Origin of the sequence: Pseudomonas sp. PS02303, from assembly GCF_029959925.1 — a bacterium.
Taxonomy (GTDB): domain Bacteria; phylum Pseudomonadota; class Gammaproteobacteria; order Pseudomonadales; family Pseudomonadaceae; genus Aquipseudomonas; species Aquipseudomonas mandelii.
This window is the reverse complement of the sequence record NZ_JASCOM010000014.1, coordinates 48,595-67,821: the sequence shown is the minus strand read 5'-3', so window position 1 is coordinate 67,821 and position 19,227 is coordinate 48,595. Positions and strand designations below refer to the sequence as shown.

Below are 19,227 nucleotides of genomic sequence, written 5' to 3'. Positions count from 1 at the left end.
CGATTGCGGTGTGTCAGTCGATATGAATGTTGAATGACACACCGCAATCGCGAGCAGGCTCGCTCCTACAGGGGGTGGTGTAAGTCAGTTCGGGATGGGGTGTTTCAGATTGGCCTGTGAGGGTCAGCAAGGAACTGCTGACCCTGGACACAGATCCGGTGGGCCTGATCAGATCATCGGGCCCTGAGGGTCTCAGGCGTCGGGCGCCTGATCTTTCGGTGCTTCAGTTTCGTCTGTAGCCACTTCGCCTTCGGCATCCGGGTTCAGTGCTGCTGCTTCTTCTTCAGCTGTAGCTTTCTTGCGCTGAAGCTTTTCCTCTTTCTTCTGCTCCTTGGCCAAGTCTCTCTGACGTTTGGCGAAGGAATAATTAGGTTTAGCCATGGGCGATCCTCTGGGGTCGAAGGTGAGGTTGAGCGGCGCATATTCTGCCCTGTATCGGGACCGAGCCGTTAGCTGGGTTTTTGCTCTGTCCATTTGGGCACCACTGTCGGCTGCCAAGCGTCCAGCGCATCGATCAGGGTTTGCGGCGATTCGCTCACTTGCAGCATGTCACGGTGCGCTTCGCGAACGAAGCCTTCGCCGACGATATGATCAAGAAAACCGGTCAATTTGCTATAGAAACCGTTCACTTCCAGCAACCCGAGCGGTTTGCCATGGTAGCCGAGCTGGCCCCAGGTCCAGACTTCAAACAATTCTTCCAGGGTGCCCAGGCCTCCGGGCAGCGCGATGAAGGCATCGCTGAGCTCGGCCATTCGCGCCTTGCGCGCATGCATGCCGTCGACCACCTCCAGACGAGTCAGGCCGCTGTGGCCGATTTCCTTGTCTTTGAGGCTTTGCGGAATGATCCCGATCACTTCGCCGCCGGCCGCCAGTGCCGCATCGGCGACGATGCCCATCAGCCCGACGGCGCCGCCGCCATAGACCAGGGTCAGCTTGCGCTCGGCCAGTGCTCGCCCGAGGGCGACTGCCGCTTCACGATAAGCCGGACTGGTGCCGGTGCTGGCACCGCAAAATACACAAACGGACGCTAAAGACATGCCTTACTCCACGGTCACGATGGCCATAGAGTAAAGGCAGGCGGGCGGCGCTCCAAGGTCTAAACTTCGCGTTCAGGTGTTTCGTAGGTGCCGCTGGCGCCACAGGCATAAGCGGCGAGCAAACTGCGCAACAGGCTGTTAAAGGACATGACAGGCGCTCCAGATCAGGGATGACGGCCTGATGATAGGGCCGGGCCAGACGTCTGGCTGGTAGATTGTTTCGATAGGTGTCATAGCCCGAAAGTTGTATACAATTTTTGATTCAGGTCATAGGAACTTGCGCAGTTTTCAGGCAGTCTTCTGTCCATTCGCACTTTTGTTAACCCCTGCCTTGGAGATTCACCATGTTTGCCAAACTTGTTGCGGTATCCCTGCTGACACTGGCCAGCAGCCAACTGATGGCTGCTGAATGCAAGGCCACTGTCGACTCCACCGATCAAATGACCTTCAACACCAAGGCCATCGAAATCGACAAAAGCTGCAAGACGTTTACCGTAGAACTGACCCACTCCGGCAGCCTGCCGAAAAATGTCATGGGCCATAACCTGGTGATCAGTAAAGCGGCAGATATGCAGCCGATCGCTACCGATGGCCTGGCAGCCGGTATCGACAAAAACTATCTGAAAGACGGTGATGATCGCGTTATTGCTCATACCAAAATCATCGGAGCCGGAGAGAAGGATACGCTGACCATCGATGTATCGAAGCTGACAGCGGGCACCGATTACGGCTTCTTCTGCTCGTTCCCGGGCCACATCTCGATGATGAAAGGTACGGTTACCCTGAAGTAATCGATTCGAGTACATAAAAAAAGCGTCCCGATTGGGACGCTTTTTTGTGCCTGACGAAAGGCCGGGTCATCGATCATCGTCGGAACGCCGCCCGGAGCCGGCTCGCTCCCACAGGTACAGCGTTGTCCTTGTGGGAGCGAGCCTGCTCGCGATGGCGTCAGTACAGACGCCGCAGCTTCAAGGCGCGAACGGCATCACGCGCTTGTGATGAGTCTTTTTATACGTATCGCAAATAATCCTGAACGCTTCCTCACGCACCGGCTGGCCGTGCAAGAACGCGTCGATCTCGGCATAGGTCACGCCGTGGGACGCTTCGTCGGGTTTGCCCGGCGACAGGTCTTCAAGGTCGGCGGTCGGGATTTTTTCCACCAGCGATTCCGGCGCGCCGAAACTGCGGGCGATGTCTCGAACCTGATTTTTCACCAGGCCACTCAACGGGGCCAGGTCGCAGGCGCCATCACCGAACTTGGTGAAGAAACCCATCACCTTCCTCCCCCCCAAATAGTGCCCAATGCACTGTGGATCCGGGGTCGATCACTAACTTCCCCATTGTGCACATTCTGCATCTGCCCAATATGGAAGCTAGTCGATTTTCATGTCTCCCAACTCCGCCCAAATTCGGTCGAGGGAGCGCAGCTTGGATAGGGCATAATGTCCTATTAGCAAGATGCTCGCGACCCTCCGGGCAGCCCTGACCCATGTTCAATGAGCCGCAATGGCTAGCAGTAGTCCGATAGCCCATCGCTCAGCACGGGGCTTCCGATGATGCTTCCCTTGATCGCAGATGTCAGGACAGCGCTGCATCTTGCAGATCTCGATCTAGGCATTTCTGGAGGAACCATGGAGCAACGTTTGAGAGTGGTAATGGCCCAGCTGAACATCCGCGTTGGGGATGTGTACGGCAACGTCGAGAAGGTCATTGAAGCAGCCCATAAGGCCCGCGACGACCTCAACGCCCAGGTCATCGTTTTCCCTGAGCTGACCCTTTGTGGTTATCCACCAGAGGATTTGCTCCTTCGCTCCAGCATGCAGAGCCGTATCGAGAAGGCGCTACAGCAAGTTAAGAATGCAGTTAAAGGCATCGTTGCAGTAATCGGCTTCCCATGGGTCGAGGATGGGGCACGCTATAACAGCTGCGCCGTAATCTCGGACGGCGAAGAACTCGCCCGCTACAACAAACAGCGTCTGCCCAACTATCGTGTGTTCGACGAGAAGCGGTACTTTGAGTCAGGCAGCGGCCCTTGTGTGGTCGAGCTCTTCGGCGTACCGGTCGGTATAACCATCTGTGAGGACATTTGGTTCTCCGAGCCTCTTAAGCAGGCATGTGATGCCGGTGCTCAAATTATGCTAACCCTCAATGCGTCTCCGTTCCACCGTGGGAAGCAGGCTGAGCGGGAAAAGCTCTTAGCCAAACGCGCCAGTGAATGCTCAATTCCGATGATCTACGTAAACCAGGTAGGTGGTCAGGACGAGCTCGTCTTTGACGGCAATAGCTTTGTGGTGGATGGCGGCGGAAAGGTCACTCAGCGCGCCCCTGCTTTCGAAGAGGGACTCTTCGTAACGGAGTTTGAGATCAAGGAGGGTGCCTTGGTGCCGGTTCCGGCTCAGACCACCGAGCTTCTGAGCCTTGAAGCCAGCGTTTACCAGGCACTGGTAGCCGGAGTTAAGGACTACGTGCAGCGTAATGGCTTCAAAGGCGTTGTGCTGGGCCTTTCGGGTGGTATCGACTCGGCGCTGGTGCTTGCTGTTGCTGTTGATGCGCTGGGCGCCGAAAACGTCGAAGCCGTGATGATGCCGTATCACTACACTGCCCAAATGAGCCAGGACGATGCGAAAGAAGAAGCCGACATTTTGGGAGTGAAGTATAGCGTACTGCCCATCGCTCCCATGGTAGAAGCATTTCTATCTACGCTTGCGCCAATGTTCGAAGGTCTGGGCAAGGACACCACCGAGGAAAACCTCCAGGCGCGGTGTCGCGGCACGATGCTGATGGCGATCTCCAACAAGAAGCGGTATCTCGTCCTGACCACCGGTAATAAGAGTGAGATGGCTGTGGGGTATGCGACCTTGTACGGAGACATGGCAGGTGGCTACGACGTTCTGAAGGATGTGCCGAAGACTCTGGTGTTCCGCCTCTGTGAATACCGCAACACCCTGGGCTACGTTATTCCGCAACGCGTCATTGATCGTCCACCGTCTGCTGAGCTTGCTCCTGATCAGAAGGACGAGGATTCCCTGCCTCCATACCCAGTCCTGGATGAAATACTTCGCCTGTATATCGAGCAGGACTTGTCCGCCGATGCCATCACCGAGAAGGGCTTCGACAAGGAGGTGGTGAGGAAGGTGATTCGCTTGGTCGACTTGAACGAATACAAGCGGCGCCAGGCGGCTGTGGGCCCACGTGTCACCGAGCGTGGCTTTGGTCGTGACCGGCGTTACCCAATCACTTCTGGTTGGAGCATCGGAGAGTGAGCCTAGACAGCTGATTGGATATATTAGGGGCGCCGTTGCGCCCCTTTACTCGCCGGCTCGGCATAACTAGATTTTGAAGAATTTCTCTTCTTTAGTGAGTTGAAGAACGGTATTTTCGTGCAAGAATTTTTTGTCAAAACCATCAAGTTTGTCATTCAATATAGCTGCGATGGTTTGGATTTTCTTCTCATTTGCGAAGCTGAAGAGTTTAATGAGTTTGTACTCGTCAACAACCTCTAGATAATCCTGGACGGTGAAGGCAGGTAGTTTGGATTTGTACTTGTTGACGAAGTACACGTAGGCCATGTCGAAAGCCATAGCTGCAGCTCGTGGAACACCATCGCCAGTATTTCTTTCTTCGTTCACAATTGTGAAATCCGCTTTTCCATCTAGGCCGGCAGTAACCAGCAATTCGTTATGATGGTTGCCGAATAGTCTTTTAGTAATGTCGGCGTATGCTTCGTTGAAGATTTCGAGCTTTGAGTGTAGATCCGAATAATACACAGCGATAGTTCGTCTCACATCATCAGCTGTGCTTTTTAAATCAATAATTCTGTTATGCGAAACCTCTACTTCGCTTGTGACGTATGCGAGTCGCCCCCGAGCCTCACGCAAGTCTTGTAGTTGCTTCTCAGCCAGAATCAAACCGCTAAAATGACTATCCCTCGAAAGGTCTTTAACTATGGTTTTTTCGTCAGCTAGTCGTTTGGCTAGGCTGTTTCTCAATGAGTCGAGCTCGTCAGCGGTATCTGCAGAAAGTTCTTCGACATAGGCGGCCTTGCGGCTCATTATTGAATTGTGAAATTCAATGGTTTCTTCCAATGTCTTGCTCAGATTTGGTACTAAAGATTTTGCCTCGTTATAGAGGGCAGTGATCTCCCCTACATTGATTTCTACTGAATTGTTTCTGTAGCGCTCGATGGTTTTGTTGTTGTAATAAAGCTTGGTTTCGAGGTTGACAATTCGCGATGTTAGGGCGGCGACGCTTCTGCGCGACTCGCGGAGTTCGGCAATGGCGTAGTTTTGAGAGTCAAGAAGATCGTATTCCTCCTCCTTGATCTGCAAGTCAGCTATCTTGTAATCGATTTTTTCGATTTCTTCAAGGCGGTGCTCAAGCTCGGCCCCACCAAGGAGAGTCTTGATGCGACTTTCCTCAAGCAGAATCTCTTGCTCAATCAAATTTATTTGACGAACGGAGTCGATGAACTCGAAGTCAAAAAGATATGCATAGATTAAGTCGTACTCATTATTGGTCGTGAACGCGTTTAAATATTTTAGTGAGTTGTTGCTTGTTGGTCTGTTGATCCTGAAGAATTTGCTTCGTATTGAGTTGAACTTCGGTTGTTCTCTCGTATAGCCGAACAGACGTGGTAGTTCTCTGTTGAAGGACGCTCCGGTCTTAAACTCAATACCATCAATGGTGCTGAAGGCTGTGATAGCTTCACGGGCCCCCATTTTTCTCGAGAGCACTCGAGTAATGGTGTGAGTAATAGACGAAATTTTTAGAATCAGCTCAAATTTCACGTCACCTTTGGTGAGGAATTCTTTTACTTTTTCGTTGATTTTATTGTTGTCGGGATCTTTCCAGAGTGGGTCAGCTTTGCCTCCCAAACAAAACGCGAGAGCGCGAAGTGACGTACTTTTACCAATCTGGTTCCCGGTTTCGCCTAGGTTGGTAATTATATTCATTCCATCCTTGAATGGGATGGATCGTATTTCTTTGCTTTCATTAAATACAGATAGCTTAATCAGTTGCATAAAGAAATATCACCTTGATCCGTCAACTCCACACATCCAGTGGTGTAAAGCCAGTCGAGTGCGTACAGGATGTAGGCAAAAGAAACGCGCTCAAATTTATCCTGGTATCTTTCAACGAGTGCTAAGGGGCTCATGGTGCCAAGCTCACTAGAGTTTAAGACCATAAGTATTCGTCCACCAATGATGTAAAGGCTCTTGAGCGGAGAGCTGGTATTCTGAATGATCATTGAGGAGGCTCCAATATTTTGCAGTGAATGAAGCCATAGCAAACAATTAGCTGTCTGGCCCATTCAATAAGCTCAGACGGAACGCCGTGGAAACCTGTTTTGATATCTACTATGAGTTCGGAGACTCTCAATATAAGTTCGTCTGATCCCATTCGGATTACGTTCAGTTTTTGCTCTGCGGTAACTGGTCTGACACTCTGTCGCATAAATAATTCGCGTCTAGCGACTTTGTATTTCTGATTAATGGCGTAGAGGAATCTTTTTTGTGCGCCCGGCTCTTCGTCATCGATAGTTAAAATAAGGCTCTCAATGAGTTCCATGTAGCCAACGTTATCGATTATGACTTCTGAATACACCGAGACATTGTTGTGCTCGATTTTTTCATCAACCCCAAGGTAATCCATCTCGACGTCTGCGATCTCATCATATGGGGTATGAGTCGACACAATTTTTATCAGAAGCGGATTAAGCAAGGATGAGATAGCAGCTGGAGTTGCTGCTATCGTGACCCCCCCGCTCCCGGTGCTGACTACAGTTAAACCGCCGTTCGATGCCGTAGCTTCAATGTCTGGCGTTAAGAGACTCATTTCTTATGTACAGTAACTTTGCCGCGACCCGTGGAGACAACCGTAGTCGAGCTGTTATCTGACGAGGCGGAAATTGCCGGTTTTCTGCTGAAGGCTTGCAAGGCTGCTAATAAAACAAAGCAGAATACACAACTCCCAAGGGAGTATAGGAACAGCTTGTAGATGGAGTCGCTTGGCAAGCCTGTGAGCAAGTCAGACTTGAACCAACTGGCGTACATCGAGTAAAACATGGCAGCTCCTAGGGCTGTGAATGTTCCCCCTGCACCTGCGATAACCTTCAAGAAGCCGAACATTCCTTTCTCCATGGCAGTTGGTCACTCGGCAGTGAGTGCCAGCAGTGTGATATTACAAATTTTCCGTATTACTCCACAAGCGCTCAAGGTGTAGGTGTTACACGCGAGCCTTGGGGCGAGTACCTGCAGCCCAAAAGTGCAAGGTTTGTGAGATCCTAGGTTGGAGGGACGGTGCCGGCACACTCCCATAGGATTGAGCCCGAGGCGCAGCAGGACGATGTGGCTCGCACGAGCTTCTGTAGGAGGCTGCGTGGCGGCAGTGGCATTCGAATCGTGGTGGGGTGGCTAGGTGGCTCACCCGAGAATCCGAAGGTGCTCGTTCATACCTCATCGCAAGAACCCTCTCAAAGCAGAGCGAAATCGTTCATCACGGCTATACTGCAATCGATGAATCCATGTCACACGGCAACGTAGTGACTTCAACCCATGTTCTATTAAGGTATTTGGTATGCGTGAGCGTCTTGTCAATAAAATGATTGCTCATCTAAAATGCGAAATAGACTATTTGCAAGCTGAAGCTTTGTCTGCAAGTTTCGCTCGTGATGAAGCACGATGCCGTAAGGCTCTCCGGTTACAAACGAATGCCATTGAGTATCTGTTAAAAGCAGTTGACGCTAAGCGCAGGATTTCAATGTAAAGTTGAGTTAGTCAGTAACTAGCAGTTGGCGACCGGCTTTACTCAGGTGTAGGATATTGTTGGCTGCAAAGAAGTTTAGAATTACCCCTGATATGAGCTTCCAGTTTTCATATGCATCCCCACGGAAGTAGCCTGCGTTGTGCATTTGCCATTCGGCATGGATGCGAGCGCTTGAAATGAAGCTCGTTGATTTAGCCATGGAGAGGCTGATATTGCCGAAGTCGACGTTAGGGTTTTGATGTAGCAGGCCTTTCGTTAATGCGATGATGAGACCGGCATCAGTTTCTGCCTGCTCAGTGGTAAGTGAAGCAAAGTATTTTGAAAGCAAACTACTCAGGAATTGTAATGATGATTCGTTGAGTGCGGAACCAAGGGAGAGAAAATCCACGTATACGACACCGCCCGGTTCCATTGTTGGGAACAGCGATTTATAAATCAGCAGTTGAGATGTGGAAGGTTGACGTGCGGCGTATTTTTTGTTGCACTCGAGTTGGGGCTCTTTCAGGGCTAATGAAACTTTTTCTTCACTCAAAATGCCTTTGGCGATAATCATATCGCATAGTTTAAATGTAATTCCTTTAGCAACTTCTTCGATAAGCCCCATCTCTACTTTCAGAAAACCTCTGAGGCCTGCGAGGTCGTCTGAGCATACAGTGGCTGGATTAAATTCGGTGATGGTGAGATATGCGTCGAACATCTCAAGAGCCTCAAGCATGCTCAATTGAGCAGTGTTTTCACAGGTGGCACAAGATTTCAGCCAATCTTTGATCGCCTCGGGGTGAAGTGTGGAGAATCCGCGCATCTGAATCTGGCCCAAAGTCACCATGGCGCTGTCACCTAGAGTTTCAATAAAGCCTCCAGTATAGATTCCAGATGGTCTTGCGCCAGGAGCTTAGTTTAGCCTTCGCAAGGCGGCGTCACTCCTAATGTACCCTTTCGGGATCATTAAGTACCATAAACCGCTTTAATGTACCCTTTTAGTATCATTATATAAAAAGCTTTGGTTTGATTTAGTATCGTGGGACTGTTGTGAGGCGAATACTGGCTGGGCAAGGTTTCGGCCCAAGGGTTCCTTCCTCATCGTGCTGCCGGCGCAGCTTGGAAAGCGTTGCTTGCACCATTTTTTGCCTTCCGGTTACATCCTGCAATCAGCTCAATGGAAAAATAATAGCAATAAGCCACTTTGTGCCTACGCTCATGGATTCCCTCTTGAGGTAGGTTTGCCATGTCGAAGATTGAGATAGCACCAGTAGTAGCTGATGATTTCGAGACATGGCTGAATGCGCGCCCCAAGTGGTTGCAGACCGCAGCTCGAATGATCATCGACTCGAAGCGGCAGTTGAACCCGGATGAAATTAGAGCGCTAGCTAGGCTTTGCAAGCTCGAAGCCAACGATGAAGCTGATCCAGGATTCCTGACCGTTACGCCTGGCACTTTATCGCTGGTAGCCAATAGACCTTTGCTTCGGATCGAGGAGATCCTAGATGTGCATGGGCTGAACGCTATCAAGGCTGGTGCCAATCTTCCATTCGGCAAAAGCAATCTCTCGGTGATCTACGGACAGAATGGAGCCGGTAAAAGCGGTTTTGCGCGGCTGCTGAAGGAGATCTGTGGATCACGCTCCAAAGACGAAATACGCAGCAACGTGTTCGATCCGACCCCTACGCCCTGCCGCGCTCATTTCAAGGTGTCAATAGACGGTAAGCCGGCGGATGTTCACTGGGACGTCCCAAGCGGGCCACACAAAGCTCTACGACATGCACAGGTGTTCGATAGTAAGGCCGCCCAGCAGTACATGGGCAGGACTGAGGCATGCTATGAGCCCAGTCGGATGAAGTTTGTATCGGCACTGATCGTCACAGCGGACGCTGTTAGTGAAGAGCTTTCAAGAGAGAAGTCACTACTCAGCAAAGCGTTACCTGCCATCCCAGAAACGCTAAATCACACCGCCGAAGCAAAATGGCTTCAGGGCCTGAAGAGTGCGACCACGACCGCCAGTATTGATAAGGAATGTCTGTTCACAGATCTGCTTGATCGGGAGCGCATTGAGAAGGAGGCCCTACTCGCAGAGAAAGACATTGCAGGCCGGCTGTTGAGCATTAACAAAGAAAAAACCGCGCTGAAGAGTATTGAAACAGCAATGTCGACTCTTCAACAGGGATTGAACGATGCGACGGCAGGTACGCTAGAGACCCTGAGAAACGCCGCTGTCAAGGCCAGGAATTCGAGCGAAGAGGCGGCGGCAGCGATTTTCGGTAAAGCCGAACTCGATGGTGTTGGCTCTGCGACCTGGCAAGATATGTGGGAATACGCACGCGCATACTCGAACGGCACGGCCTACACAGAATCTCAGTTTCCCAATATTGCAGCTGACTCACGCTGCGTGCTATGCCATCAAAGCCTTGATGAGAATGCCAAAGCCCGCCTGACTGGGTTTGAGAAGTTCGTCACTGACGGCCTTGAGACAGCCGCCAAGAAGGCCGAAAAAAGTTTTACTGATCAGAAAACCCTGTTGCCAACTCTTCCCGGGGAACCAAGCTGGATCGTTCACATGTCCACTTTAGGCTTCGAGGAAACGGATGCGATCTTCTGGCTTGGCATGCTAAAAGCAAGGCGTGATCAAATCGTGTCGGGAAGCCCTGTCGGCACCATGCAACCGTTCGACTGGAAGAGCATCAACGAAGCGGTAAAAACGAAGTCAGCAGACCTTCTTACCGAAGAAGGTAGCCTTTCGTCTCTGCTGAAGGATGAGCATCGTCAAGCAATGCATGAGCGAGTTCAGAATCTTCAAGCCAAGCAGTGGCTCTCACAAAACAAGACCTCTATTAGCGCTGAAAGGGCTAGGCTGATAGCAGTCGCAGCGATAGACAAAGCCTCACGCTCAGCGGCCACCAACGCTCTGACCACCAAAAAAAATGACTTGGCCAAAACTGAACTGGATGCTGGTTATCAAGCTCGATTCATCGAAGAGTTGAAGCTACTCGGTGGCCACCGCATTCCAATAGCTCCACTAAGCAAATCGGGTGGCAAAGGCAAGATCACCTTTGGTTTAAATCTCGTAGGTGCGCACGGCTCCCATGGTTTGGAATATATCTTGAGCGAGGGTGAAACCAGGATCGCGGCACTCGCGGCTTTCCTAGCGGACACGACAGGATCAAACCAGTTAGCTCCGTTCATTTTTGATGACCCGATATCCTCACTCGACCAAGATTTTGAAGAGAAGGTTGTCGAACGTCTCGTGTCTTTGTCACAGACCAGGCAGGTCATCGTATTCACCCACCGACTGTCTCTTGTAGCCCAAGTAGAAGCTGTTACCAAGAAATGGGAGCAGACTCCAGGGATGCCTTCAATCAAGCCGACACTCACGTCACTACAGAGGATGGCGAAGACTGCAGGCATCGTCGCTACTGCAAGCGCTCGAGACCTGAGACCGGAAAGTGCTGTCAGGGGGTTAATCGACAATACGATTACGCGCTTGAAAAAACACCAGGAGAAGGCCGAAGTCGAGGCTTATGAGTCGCTCGCCAAGAGCGCTTGCAGTGACTTCAGGATCATCGTCGAGAAGACGATTGAGTACATTTTGCTGGCAGACGTCGTAGGCCGCTTTAGACGTGCAATCAACACTCAAGGCAAGCTACACAAGGTCGCCAAGGTAACAAACGACGACTGCGTATTCATAGATGACTTGATGACACGCTACTCGGTGTATGAGCATGCTCAGTCTGAGGAGATGCCCAGCAGCGCTCTTGAGCTGGATGTCTTTGAAGCCGACTTAACAGCCCTGCAGAAATGGATTGCCGAGTTTGGATCGAGAGCGAGCTAGCACGACTCATTGAGCGAGGGGCAGAATCATGATGAAACTCCTGATTCTGGCCTGATGCTGGACAGCAAAAGCCATCAAAGCAAGCTCGGCATTACCAATGCAAAAGCTGGTTCGGGAGCTGTCACTCTTCCTCCTGATGAATCAGGAAATCAAAGGTGGTAAGCGTGTCGCAGTTTAGGCAGTGGTACATACTCGACGCGTCTTGAAAGTGCATGCCGCAGAAGCTTCCGCAGAAAGGGCAGCACTCGTTCCATTCCAGATTGCCCCAACTCCAGACGCCGAGATACTCGGGCACGCCATCCCGGTCATTGCCGATGACTTCGAAAGAATCGTCGGTCGTACCGACAAAGCCATCGATGCCGAAATGCTCGAGGATCGGCAAGATGTCCGCAGGATCCAGATCGAACCATTCGCCAGTACCACGAAGGTGAGAGAAGTTCTGATGGATCTCCTTCTCCAGTCGCACGTCATCATCTGTACGAATCCAACCCAGAAGTAAAAGCTTCCTCGGATTCCCGGTTTGAAGGCCCTTTCTGCGGAGCTCGATGTCCTTGGCCCGACCTATCTTCACCTTCTCATTACTATCTTCAATGAAAAAATAGATCATTTCCGCTCCTTTCTTACGCCTGCGATTCCCTGTCTTTTAGCATCGGCAAAGAGATCTTCTGCCCTGGTGATTTATTAGTGCACGCAGCAGGGGCCAACGTCATTATTGGTCGCGTTATTCGCTCAGTTTAATGTCCCCAAATAGGGTCATTAAGCCCAAAAATTATGGTTAATGTGCCGTATTGGGGGCATTAAATATGTATCTCAGAGCAACGTACCGCTAGCGTTCGACTCTAGGAGGGTAGTTGACTCTCGGATTCGCTGGCCTCATGGCGAGCCCAGCGCAACGCAGCTATCGACATGAATTGCCTAATCGCCAGCGCTCCCCTTTCATTTCTAGCTTTGGAGCCTGGTGAGGTTCCTGGCCATGACTGAGTTCAGTCATCTGCAAATGCCTCGAGCGCAGCGAGCAGCTTGGCTAGTTCAGCCAAGTTGGCCGCCGTCACGATGTCATATTCTCCTCGACTACTCAGCCGATATACCTCTCGAGCCTTTTTGACCCGTTCCAGTAGAGGAACAACAATGCCTGACGCTCTTTCAAGAAATTCGTTAATGTCTGCCCGTGTTTGAGGGATCTTGTAGCCTTTGGCCGCGCTTGTGATGATGACGTCCGCATCCCGAAGCTTGGCGATGCCACTTGATCGGATTCTCTGGCCGTTGACCTCTCCAAGTCCGCTGTCTTTTAGATGCGCCATGATCTCCGTAGTCAGCACGTAATCCTTGGTGACGAATTCGCTTTGAAATCTTAAGAACCGCAGGATACTCAATTGCAGGCGCTCATCCTCATCAGGGTGTTCGCCAGCCCGCTCGCTAAAACGATCAGCCTGGCGGAGTGCTTCTTGGTGTACTTGGTAGTCTGCATACCCAGATTCATCCGTCGGTGGTGGCAGAAGAGACTGGTACTTGGATGGCCACTCAAGCATTCCAAGAGTCAGGCTGCGTAGGATCTTTTTGTAGGCAAGAACTGCTTCTTCCGATGCTTTCTCTTCGTAGATCTGAGCGACTGAGCCAGCGAAGAAATCCGCAACCTGAACCAAAACGTTGTCCTTACTGGCCATCGTCTGGAAGGCATCCTTATCGCCAAATAGGTCGTCCACGAATCGTTCTGCAACGTAGCTTTTGAGGCTCTCCTGAAATTCCTGGCCACCATGTTCGTCTACGACCATCTGGAGGTCAGGGTATGCGCGGAACAAACGTTCATAGAGCAACCCGTTCACGTATTTTATGAACGAGGTCTTGATACGGAGGCCGCCGTCTTTGTGAATTCGAGACTTATCAACGACGGTGAAATAGAGCTTGAATGGCAGCTCAGCTAGCTCGTTGAGGATTCGGGCACGGCGATCTGAATCTTTGGGCTTCAGATTGCTAGATTTGATCTCGCCTGTTTGAAAATGACGCATGCGGAGTGCTTCAGCTTGGGCATAAGCAGCTTCCAGATCTTTCTCTGCCACCAGAATGGAGCACACGATGAAGAAGCCTGAGCTTCCTCCCTTTGACGTATCAAGGTCGGAATTCCCGGACTCATCCACGAAGGCATATGTTCTGTCCATGAGCTTGCTCCATCAACAACGTGCTGAGCGCAGTGGGTCGCCCAATGGCAAGGTGGCGAACTTAGTTCGTCGCAGTGGTAGTGCCTGGAGCGGGGCCTTCGCTGAACGTGTAGTTGATGACCACGTCATTTCGGATCAAGACGTCGAGAGTTTTCTGAGTGCCCGTAGTCGTCACCTTCATGGTGACCACGTAGCTTTGGGCATGGGCTGAGCCATTGGTGTAGGTGTAGATCCACTTCTCGTCCGTCTCGCTGACTGCGCTCTTAGCGTAGGGCTCACCAAATAGCGACTTCAACTCAGCAGTCGTGGTCTTGCCTTTGGTGATGCTCGCTACACTGGCCGACGGAAAGTCTCGTCCTGCGGTGTAGTGCGACGTAGCGCAACCGCCAAGTGCGACACACATCCCCATGACTGCGATGAGCTTTTTCATATCCTTCCTTGATCGTAGAAAGCTCCAAATCTAGCTGGCATCGAGGCTGAAAGCCATCACCAAGGTGATCAGCTACTTTCGTGCATTCGCAGATAATGCTTTGCACATGTAGCAAGCCGAGCCAGGGCAAAGCCCCCTGAACTGTTCCGTCTGAGAAATAAGAGGTGGCGCAGAGCCTCGTTGATTTACTGCATAGCCCTGCTGCTTAAAAAAGCCTGAAGCAGTTGTTGTCAGCAAATGAAATCGAGCGATTCCCTGCTCGGCGGCTTTCGCTTCAATGACCCGAAGCACCGCGACACCGACTCCCTTCGATCTGAATGTCGACACTACGACCAGAGAACGCAACAACCCGTCCGTACCATGCGTTTCGAATCCTCCCCATGCGACCGTCTCGCCATCCAGTGTGAACTCAAAAAAGGTTCGGCCTGGAAGATCAATATCGTCTGCTGGAAGGTCAGCAAATTTCAGCGCATCGCGAAATCGCTTCGACTGCCCTCCGGCTATTTCCGTTGCCTGGATCATCATATCCCCCTCCATCCTCTCATCTCCGTTATGCCGACACGCATGGAACGTTAGGGCACATGCCGAAACAGCAGACATCATATTCGCTTTACCGAATATTCGCCAAAGCGTATATTCGATTTTCCATATGCATCGAGTTCCACCATGAGCCCTGCTATCAAAGTGCTTTTCGTGTGCGTTGCCAACTCGGCCCGCTCCCTGCTTGCAGAGGCTTTGCTGCGGCACACCGACCCGCGCTTCGAGGCCTTCAGCGCAGGATCTGAACCGTCTGAGGTTGATCTGCGCACGACTCAAGCATTGGAGGCAGTTGGAGTCGATGCAACGGGCCTGCGCAGCAAGTCCATCAGCGAGTTTCAAGCTGGCCGATTCGATTACGTAATCACTCTTTGTGATAAATCCGCAAGCGAGTGCCTACCAATGCCCAATGCAGGTGAAGTCATTGCCTGGGATTTTCCTGACCCAGTAACTAGCGATGATCCTGGCGCATTTCGCCACACGCTCCACGACATCCACGAGCGCATCAAGCTCTTCGTTTTGGTCAAGACCAAACACCTGGAGGATCTATGACAGAACCCTTGAACCCCACCACCTTATTCAAGTGCCTGGCGGATGACACCCGAGCCAAAATTTCCCTGCTTGTCGTGAGTGAAGGTGAGCTGTGTGTATGCGAGCTGACGGCAGCACTTGACCTGAGTCAGCCGAAGATTTCTCGTCATTTGGCGCTGCTGCGCTCCGCCGGTTTGCTGTTGGATCGTCGCCAAGGCCAATGGGTGTACTACCGACTGAATCCTGATTTGCCCGCGTGGGTGACTGCAGTTTTGAAGGAAGTAGTAGACGCCAATCAGCAATGGCTGGAAACCGAGGCTAAGCGCCTCTGCGGCATGAACGACCGTCCGATCAACCAAGCCGTGTGTAGCTGATTCACGCCCAACCGGATTAATGAAATGCTGATTGCCGTATTGATCTTTATCGCCACCATCGTCCTTGTCATCTGGCAGCCCAAGGGGCTTGGGGTTGGCTGGAGTGCGATGTTCGGTGCCATCGTGGCGTTGCTGGCAGGTGTCGTTACCCTTGCCGACATACCAGAGGTTTGGCGCATTGTCTGGAATGCCACTGGGACTTTCATCGCGGTCATCATCATTAGTCTGCTGCTTGATGAGGCAGGTTTTTTCAAGTGGGCTGCGCTGCATGTGGCCCGATGGGGAGGCGGGAGCACCCGCAAGCTGTTCGCATTTATCGTCCTGCTGGGCGCAGCTGTGTCGGCCCTGTTCGCCAATGACGGAGCAGCATTGATCCTCACACCCATTGTGATCGCGATGTTGCTGGCGTTGCGTTTTTCTCCTGCTGCTACGTTGGCATTCGTCATGGCAGCCGGTTTTATCGCGGATACGGCGAGCTTACCGCTGGTGGTTTCCAACCTGGTCAACATCGTCTCTGCCGACTACTTCGATATCGGCTTCAACGAATATGCCTCGATCATGGTGCCGGTAAACATCGTCAGCGTGGCGGCGACGTTAGCCATGCTGCTGTGGTTTTTCCGCAAAGATTTACCAAAGACCTATGACCTCAACCAACTGGACAATCCGGACGAAGCAATCCACGACCGGGCCACTTTTGTAGCCGGCTGGTGGGTGTTGGCACTACTCCTGATCGGCTTCTTTGTCATTGAGCCATTGGGGGTGCCAATCAGCGCCATTGCAGCGGTCTGTGCATTCATTCTTTACGTCATCGCGGCTCGTGGTCACGCCATCAATACAAGCAAGGTGCTCAAAGAGGCGCCATGGCAGGTGGTGATTTTTTCTTTGGGTATGTACCTGGTTGTTTATGGCCTGAAGAACGCCGGTCTGACCGACCACATCGCGCAGATCCTGAACGTGTTCGCCGGTTATGGCGTTTGGGGCGCGTCCCTTGGTACAGGGCTGCTAACAGCGTTGCTGTCTTCGATCATGAACAACATGCCCACCGTTTTGGTAGGCGCCTTATCCATTCATGCCGCCGAAGTCGATGGTGTTGTCCAGCAAGCGATGGTTTACGCCAACATCATCGGCTGCGACCTGGGCCCGAAGATCACCCCAATTGGGAGCTTGGCAACTCTGTTGTGGCTGCACGTGCTCGCCCGGAAAAATATAACGATCAGCTGGGGTTACTACTTCAAGACCGGGATCGTGCTGACCGTGCCCATCCTCGTCGCCACATTGTCCGCCCTGGCACTGCGCCTCAGTTTTTGAATCAAGGAATCGTCTGATGAAAGTCTTGTTCATGTGCACCCACAACAGCTGCCGCAGCATTCTGTCCGAAGCGCTTTTCAACCACTTGGCGCCCGAGGGTGTAGAAGCCGTCAGCTCAGGAAGCTTTCCCAGTGGCAGGGTGAATCAACGGGCATTGCAAACGCTGGAGGCGGCGGGTATCTCCACGGCGGGCTTGAGCAGCAAGGCTTCGGATGCTTTTGAAGCCTCACCTCCAGACATCGTGATCACTGTCTGTGACCGGGCAGCGGGTGAGGCATGCCCAATCTTCTTTGGGCCAGCTTTGAAGGCGCATTGGGGTCTGGCCGACCCGTCTGACGCTAGCGGTTCGGAAGCCGAGATCACCGCAGCTTTTGAAACCACACTCGCCAAAATTCACGAGCGCGTGAGCGCATTTCTTGCGCTGCCACTGAAGACCATCAGCGCTGAACAGTTGAAAGCTGAACTGAACCGCATCGGTTCGCTTTAAAGATCAACCGAGGCGGCACCCAACCAGGCGCCGCCGTAGGAGTTTATATGCAAGACACATTGCCGAACGTACACGCCGACCTGATCGACATTCCGTCGCTGGAGCAACTGTCGCCTCGCACGCCTTCGCTCCATAAACCTCGCATTCTTCTGCTGTATGGATCAACGCGAGAGCGCTCATTCAGCCGGTTAGTCACGCAAGAGGCGGCACGCCTGCTGAATGAGTTTGGCGCTGAAACCAAGATCTTTGACCCATCGGGTCTGCCGCTTCCGGATGACGCTGCCGATACACATCCCAAGGTCGCTGAGCTGCGCGAGCTGATGCAATGGTCTGAGGGGCAGGTGTGGTGCTCCCCTGAGCGTCACGGTTCTATGAGTGCAGTATTCAAAGCCCAAATTGACTGGGTTCCGCTGGCGATAGGTGCTGTACGACCTACGCAAGGAAAGACCCTTGCAGTGATGCAGGTCTGCGGTGGCTCGCAATCTTTCAACGTGGTTAATCAGCTGCGCGTACTGGGCCGATGGATGCGGATGTTCACCATCCCAAACCAATCTTCGGTTGCCAAGGCATTTACCGAGTTCGACGAGGCAGGTCGTATGAAGCCGTCCTCGTACTACGACCGTCTCGTGGACGTGATGGAAGAGCTGATGAAGTTCACCCTGCTGTTGCGGGATCGCCAGGATTATTTGGTTGATCGGTACTCCGAGCGTAAAGAGTCCGCCGAAGAGCTTTCCAAACGCGTCAACCAGCGCTCCATCTAACGTCAGTACGAGGAAGCGATATGAGCCAGATCACGATCTACCACAACCCCGAATGCGGCACCTCTCGCAACACCTTGGAGTTGATCCGTAACAGCGGGGAAGAACCGACGGTTATCGAGTATCTGAAGACCCCGCCTGATCGCACCACACTTGTCAGACTCATTGGGGATATGGGTATCGGAGTGCGGGCTCTTTTGCGTATCAAAGGCACTCCGTACGAGGAGCTGGGATTGGGCGATGCATCGCTGACTGACGAGCAGCTCATCGATGCCATGATGGCTCATCCTATCCTGATCAATCGCCCCATCGTCGTGACGCCGTTGGGCACACGCTTGTGTCGCCCGTCAGAGGCCGTTCTCGACCTTCTGCCTCAGGAGCAGAGCGGCAGTTTCGTCAAGGAAGACGGACAAGTCGTCATTGATGAGAATGGCAACAGGGTTTGATCCCACCCGAAGTACGTGGCCTTGGAGTCCCATTCGCACTCCACTTGGCCACCGTCTGCATTCGACCTAACCAGCAATTGCATCTCGTTTGACCTGCTCGCTTTGTCAACATCATAGCAAAGAGCGGCCAATAGCAGAGTCCTGATCATCCTGTTTCGCCCTTCCTCCTATCTGAAGCCAGTTTCGGCAAATAGCTGTTTATGAGCTTTCCGTCAAACGGCGCTTGCATAGGTATAGGGGGTATACCTATGATGCGCGTATGCACAGTCAAAGGGGGTTCTCCCATGGGCCATATAGCTTCAAACAAAGACGATCTTCTCAAGCGCGTGAAACGCATCGCGGGGCAAATCCAAGCCGTTGAGCGTGCACTGGAATCGGATGCCGATTGCGCGAAAACATTGCATCTCGTAGCTGCCACACGTGGAGCTATCAACGGATTGATGGACGAAATTATTGAGGATCACGCCAGAGAGCATGTAGCGAGCCCAACGCTTAGCGATGAAGAGCGCAACAAGGGTGTCGAAGAGCTTCTTGAAGCCATTCGCCGCTACTCCAAATGAAAAATCCAGGTACAT

The 19,227-nt window shown here is 52.1% G+C and carries 22 protein-coding genes and 1 pseudogene; 11 read left to right on the top strand and 12 right to left on the bottom strand.

Features of this window, described 5'->3' with window-relative positions; translation table 11 throughout:
- Nucleotides 1-192 precede the first annotated feature (192 nt).
- Both QMX98_RS06365 and QMX98_RS06360 read right to left on the bottom strand, forming a co-directional pair.
- A complete protein-coding gene (locus QMX98_RS06365; RefSeq protein ID WP_007947526.1) occupies nucleotides 193-381 on the bottom strand; it encodes a hypothetical protein in 189 nt (62 codons plus the stop codon).
- A 68-nt stretch (nucleotides 382-449) separates the two neighbouring features.
- Nucleotides 450-1,037, bottom strand: coding sequence for a TIGR00730 family Rossman fold protein (locus QMX98_RS06360; RefSeq protein ID WP_010464168.1), 588 nt, complete (start codon nucleotides 1,035-1,037; stop codon nucleotides 450-452).
- Between the two features lie 344 nt (nucleotides 1,038-1,381).
- Here QMX98_RS06360 and azu point away from each other — a divergent pair, with 344 nt between their 5' ends.
- Nucleotides 1,382-1,828, top strand: a complete 447-nt coding sequence (gene azu / locus QMX98_RS06355) for an azurin (RefSeq protein WP_027921968.1) — start codon at nucleotides 1,382-1,384, stop codon at nucleotides 1,826-1,828.
- 177 nt (nucleotides 1,829-2,005) lie between these two features.
- On the opposite strand, the pseudogene nadE reads toward azu, so the two are convergent.
- Nucleotides 2,006-2,314: pseudogene (nadE, locus tag QMX98_RS06350) on the bottom strand (NAD(+) synthase); the annotation flags it as partial.
- Between the two features lie 354 nt (nucleotides 2,315-2,668).
- Here nadE and QMX98_RS06345 point away from each other — a divergent pair.
- On the top strand, nucleotides 2,669-4,300 hold the full coding sequence (locus QMX98_RS06345) for an NAD+ synthase (RefSeq protein ID WP_198718791.1): 1,632 nt from the start codon (nucleotides 2,669-2,671) through the stop codon (nucleotides 4,298-4,300).
- A gap of 66 nt (nucleotides 4,301-4,366) precedes the next feature.
- On the opposite strand, the gene QMX98_RS06340 is transcribed toward QMX98_RS06345, so the two are convergent.
- From QMX98_RS06340 to QMX98_RS06325, 4 genes are read right to left on the bottom strand one after another with little or no spacing between them, the layout of a single operon-like run.
- Nucleotides 4,367-6,058, bottom strand: coding sequence for a DUF2326 domain-containing protein (locus QMX98_RS06340; RefSeq protein WP_253148564.1), 1,692 nt, complete (start codon nucleotides 6,056-6,058; stop codon nucleotides 4,367-4,369).
- On the bottom strand, nucleotides 6,049-6,285 hold the full coding sequence (locus tag QMX98_RS06335) for an ABC-three component system middle component 6 (RefSeq protein ID WP_198718786.1): 237 nt from the start codon (nucleotides 6,283-6,285) through the stop codon (nucleotides 6,049-6,051). The genes QMX98_RS06340 and QMX98_RS06335 overlap by 10 nt, the downstream gene beginning before the upstream one ends.
- Nucleotides 6,282-6,872, bottom strand: coding sequence for a hypothetical protein (locus QMX98_RS06330; RefSeq protein ID WP_198718787.1), 591 nt, complete (start codon nucleotides 6,870-6,872; stop codon nucleotides 6,282-6,284). Before QMX98_RS06330 ends, QMX98_RS06335 begins: the two co-directional genes overlap by 4 nt.
- Nucleotides 6,869-7,165, bottom strand: a complete 297-nt coding sequence (locus QMX98_RS06325; protein ID WP_198718788.1) for a hypothetical protein — start codon at nucleotides 7,163-7,165, stop codon at nucleotides 6,869-6,871. The genes QMX98_RS06330 and QMX98_RS06325 overlap by 4 nt, the downstream gene beginning before the upstream one ends.
- A 448-nt stretch (nucleotides 7,166-7,613) precedes the next feature.
- Here QMX98_RS06325 and QMX98_RS06320 point away from each other — a divergent pair, with 448 nt between their 5' ends.
- Nucleotides 7,614-7,802: a hypothetical protein gene (locus QMX98_RS06320; protein ID WP_253148565.1), complete on the top strand. Its 189-nt coding sequence runs from the start codon at nucleotides 7,614-7,616 to the stop codon at nucleotides 7,800-7,802.
- A 7-nt stretch (nucleotides 7,803-7,809) separates the two neighbouring features.
- On the opposite strand, the gene QMX98_RS06315 is transcribed toward QMX98_RS06320, so the two are convergent.
- Nucleotides 7,810-8,628, bottom strand: a complete 819-nt coding sequence (locus QMX98_RS06315; RefSeq protein WP_282410455.1) for a hypothetical protein — start codon at nucleotides 8,626-8,628, stop codon at nucleotides 7,810-7,812.
- A 399-nt stretch (nucleotides 8,629-9,027) separates the two neighbouring features.
- On the opposite strand from QMX98_RS06315, the gene QMX98_RS06310 reads away from it, so the two are divergent.
- Nucleotides 9,028-11,625, top strand: coding sequence for a hypothetical protein (locus QMX98_RS06310; RefSeq protein ID WP_253148567.1), 2,598 nt, complete (start codon nucleotides 9,028-9,030; stop codon nucleotides 11,623-11,625).
- A gap of 121 nt (nucleotides 11,626-11,746) precedes the next feature.
- Here the strand turns inward: QMX98_RS06310 and QMX98_RS06305 are convergent, their stop codons facing one another.
- The 4 genes from QMX98_RS06305 to arsN2 form a co-directional block, all read right to left on the bottom strand.
- Nucleotides 11,747-12,232 (bottom strand): GIY-YIG nuclease family protein, encoded by a 486-nt coding sequence (locus QMX98_RS06305; protein WP_253148569.1) that lies wholly within the window; start codon nucleotides 12,230-12,232, stop codon nucleotides 11,747-11,749.
- A 376-nt stretch (nucleotides 12,233-12,608) separates the two neighbouring features.
- Nucleotides 12,609-13,781: a DUF3800 domain-containing protein gene (locus tag QMX98_RS06300; RefSeq protein WP_186614602.1), complete on the bottom strand. Its 1,173-nt coding sequence runs from the start codon at nucleotides 13,779-13,781 to the stop codon at nucleotides 12,609-12,611.
- A 61-nt stretch (nucleotides 13,782-13,842) separates the two neighbouring features.
- A complete protein-coding gene (locus QMX98_RS06295) occupies nucleotides 13,843-14,211 on the bottom strand; it encodes a hypothetical protein (RefSeq protein ID WP_253148570.1) in 369 nt (122 codons plus the stop codon).
- Between the two features lie 72 nt (nucleotides 14,212-14,283).
- The gene (gene arsN2, locus QMX98_RS06290) at nucleotides 14,284-14,748 is read right to left on the bottom strand and encodes an arsenic resistance N-acetyltransferase ArsN2 (protein ID WP_150636980.1); all 465 of its coding nucleotides are present in this window, start codon (nucleotides 14,746-14,748) and stop codon (nucleotides 14,284-14,286) included.
- 129 nt (nucleotides 14,749-14,877) lie between these two features.
- Between arsN2 and QMX98_RS06285 the strand changes: the two genes are divergently transcribed.
- From QMX98_RS06285 to QMX98_RS06255, 7 genes are all read left to right on the top strand, one after another.
- The gene (locus tag QMX98_RS06285) at nucleotides 14,878-15,300 is read left to right on the top strand and encodes an arsenate reductase ArsC (protein ID WP_253148571.1); all 423 of its coding nucleotides are present in this window, start codon (nucleotides 14,878-14,880) and stop codon (nucleotides 15,298-15,300) included.
- Nucleotides 15,297-15,653 carry a metalloregulator ArsR/SmtB family transcription factor gene (locus QMX98_RS06280; RefSeq protein WP_032894886.1) on the top strand — a complete coding sequence of 119 codons (357 nt, stop codon included), beginning with the start codon at nucleotides 15,297-15,299 and terminating at the stop codon, nucleotides 15,651-15,653. The genes QMX98_RS06285 and QMX98_RS06280 overlap by 4 nt, the downstream gene beginning before the upstream one ends.
- Before the next feature lie 24 nt (nucleotides 15,654-15,677).
- Nucleotides 15,678-16,961, top strand: a complete 1,284-nt coding sequence (locus QMX98_RS06275; protein WP_007247284.1) for an arsenic transporter — start codon at nucleotides 15,678-15,680, stop codon at nucleotides 16,959-16,961.
- 16 nt (nucleotides 16,962-16,977) lie between these two features.
- A complete protein-coding gene (locus QMX98_RS06270) occupies nucleotides 16,978-17,448 on the top strand; it encodes an arsenate reductase ArsC (protein ID WP_099455476.1) in 471 nt (156 codons plus the stop codon).
- Nucleotides 17,449-17,495: 47 nt separating this feature from the next.
- Entirely contained in the window at nucleotides 17,496-18,209 is a 714-nt protein-coding gene (arsH, locus tag QMX98_RS06265; protein ID WP_038443860.1) for an arsenical resistance protein ArsH, read from the top strand.
- 20 nt (nucleotides 18,210-18,229) lie between these two features.
- Nucleotides 18,230-18,652, top strand: coding sequence for an arsenate reductase (glutaredoxin) (gene arsC / locus QMX98_RS06260; RefSeq protein ID WP_253148572.1), 423 nt, complete (start codon nucleotides 18,230-18,232; stop codon nucleotides 18,650-18,652).
- 284 nt (nucleotides 18,653-18,936) lie between these two features.
- A complete protein-coding gene (locus QMX98_RS06255) occupies nucleotides 18,937-19,212 on the top strand; it encodes a metal/formaldehyde-sensitive transcriptional repressor (protein WP_080725266.1) in 276 nt (91 codons plus the stop codon).
- The last annotated feature ends 15 nt before the right edge of the window (nucleotides 19,213-19,227 follow it).

Excerpts from the sequence above, each read along its gene's own strand:
- arsN2 (WP_150636980.1), bottom strand. The coding sequence starts at position 14,748 with ATGGAGGGGGATATGATGATCCAGGCAACGGAAATAGCCGGAGGGCAG.
- QMX98_RS06255 (WP_080725266.1), top strand. The coding sequence starts at position 18,937 with ATGGGCCATATAGCTTCAAACAAAGACGATCTTCTCAAGCGCGTGAAA.
- QMX98_RS06285 (WP_253148571.1), top strand. The coding sequence starts at position 14,878 with ATGAGCCCTGCTATCAAAGTGCTTTTCGTGTGCGTTGCCAACTCGGCC.
- QMX98_RS06325 (WP_198718788.1), bottom strand. The coding sequence starts at position 7,165 with ATGTTCGGCTTCTTGAAGGTTATCGCAGGTGCAGGGGGAACATTCACA.
- QMX98_RS06335 (WP_198718786.1), bottom strand. The coding sequence starts at position 6,285 with ATGATCATTCAGAATACCAGCTCTCCGCTCAAGAGCCTTTACATCATT.
- QMX98_RS06315 (WP_282410455.1), bottom strand. The coding sequence starts at position 8,628 with ATGGTGACTTTGGGCCAGATTCAGATGCGCGGATTCTCCACACTTCAC.
- QMX98_RS06340 (WP_253148564.1), bottom strand. The coding sequence starts at position 6,058 with ATGCAACTGATTAAGCTATCTGTATTTAATGAAAGCAAAGAAATACGA.
- QMX98_RS06360 (WP_010464168.1), bottom strand. The coding sequence starts at position 1,037 with ATGTCTTTAGCGTCCGTTTGTGTATTTTGCGGTGCCAGCACCGGCACC.
- QMX98_RS06310 (WP_253148567.1), top strand. The coding sequence starts at position 9,028 with ATGTCGAAGATTGAGATAGCACCAGTAGTAGCTGATGATTTCGAGACA.
- arsH (WP_038443860.1), top strand. The coding sequence starts at position 17,496 with ATGCAAGACACATTGCCGAACGTACACGCCGACCTGATCGACATTCCG.
- QMX98_RS06270 (WP_099455476.1), top strand. The coding sequence starts at position 16,978 with ATGAAAGTCTTGTTCATGTGCACCCACAACAGCTGCCGCAGCATTCTG.
- QMX98_RS06300 (WP_186614602.1), bottom strand. The coding sequence starts at position 13,781 with ATGGACAGAACATATGCCTTCGTGGATGAGTCCGGGAATTCCGACCTT.
- azu (WP_027921968.1), top strand. The coding sequence starts at position 1,382 with ATGTTTGCCAAACTTGTTGCGGTATCCCTGCTGACACTGGCCAGCAGC.
- arsC (WP_253148572.1), top strand. The coding sequence starts at position 18,230 with ATGAGCCAGATCACGATCTACCACAACCCCGAATGCGGCACCTCTCGC.
- QMX98_RS06365 (WP_007947526.1), bottom strand. The coding sequence starts at position 381 with ATGGCTAAACCTAATTATTCCTTCGCCAAACGTCAGAGAGACTTGGCC.
- QMX98_RS06330 (WP_198718787.1), bottom strand. The coding sequence starts at position 6,872 with ATGAGTCTCTTAACGCCAGACATTGAAGCTACGGCATCGAACGGCGGT.
- QMX98_RS06280 (WP_032894886.1), top strand. The coding sequence starts at position 15,297 with ATGACAGAACCCTTGAACCCCACCACCTTATTCAAGTGCCTGGCGGAT.
- QMX98_RS06295 (WP_253148570.1), bottom strand. The coding sequence starts at position 14,211 with ATGAAAAAGCTCATCGCAGTCATGGGGATGTGTGTCGCACTTGGCGGT.
- QMX98_RS06320 (WP_253148565.1), top strand. The coding sequence starts at position 7,614 with ATGCGTGAGCGTCTTGTCAATAAAATGATTGCTCATCTAAAATGCGAA.
- QMX98_RS06345 (WP_198718791.1), top strand. The coding sequence starts at position 2,669 with ATGGAGCAACGTTTGAGAGTGGTAATGGCCCAGCTGAACATCCGCGTT.
- QMX98_RS06305 (WP_253148569.1), bottom strand. The coding sequence starts at position 12,232 with ATGATCTATTTTTTCATTGAAGATAGTAATGAGAAGGTGAAGATAGGT.
- QMX98_RS06275 (WP_007247284.1), top strand. The coding sequence starts at position 15,678 with ATGCTGATTGCCGTATTGATCTTTATCGCCACCATCGTCCTTGTCATC.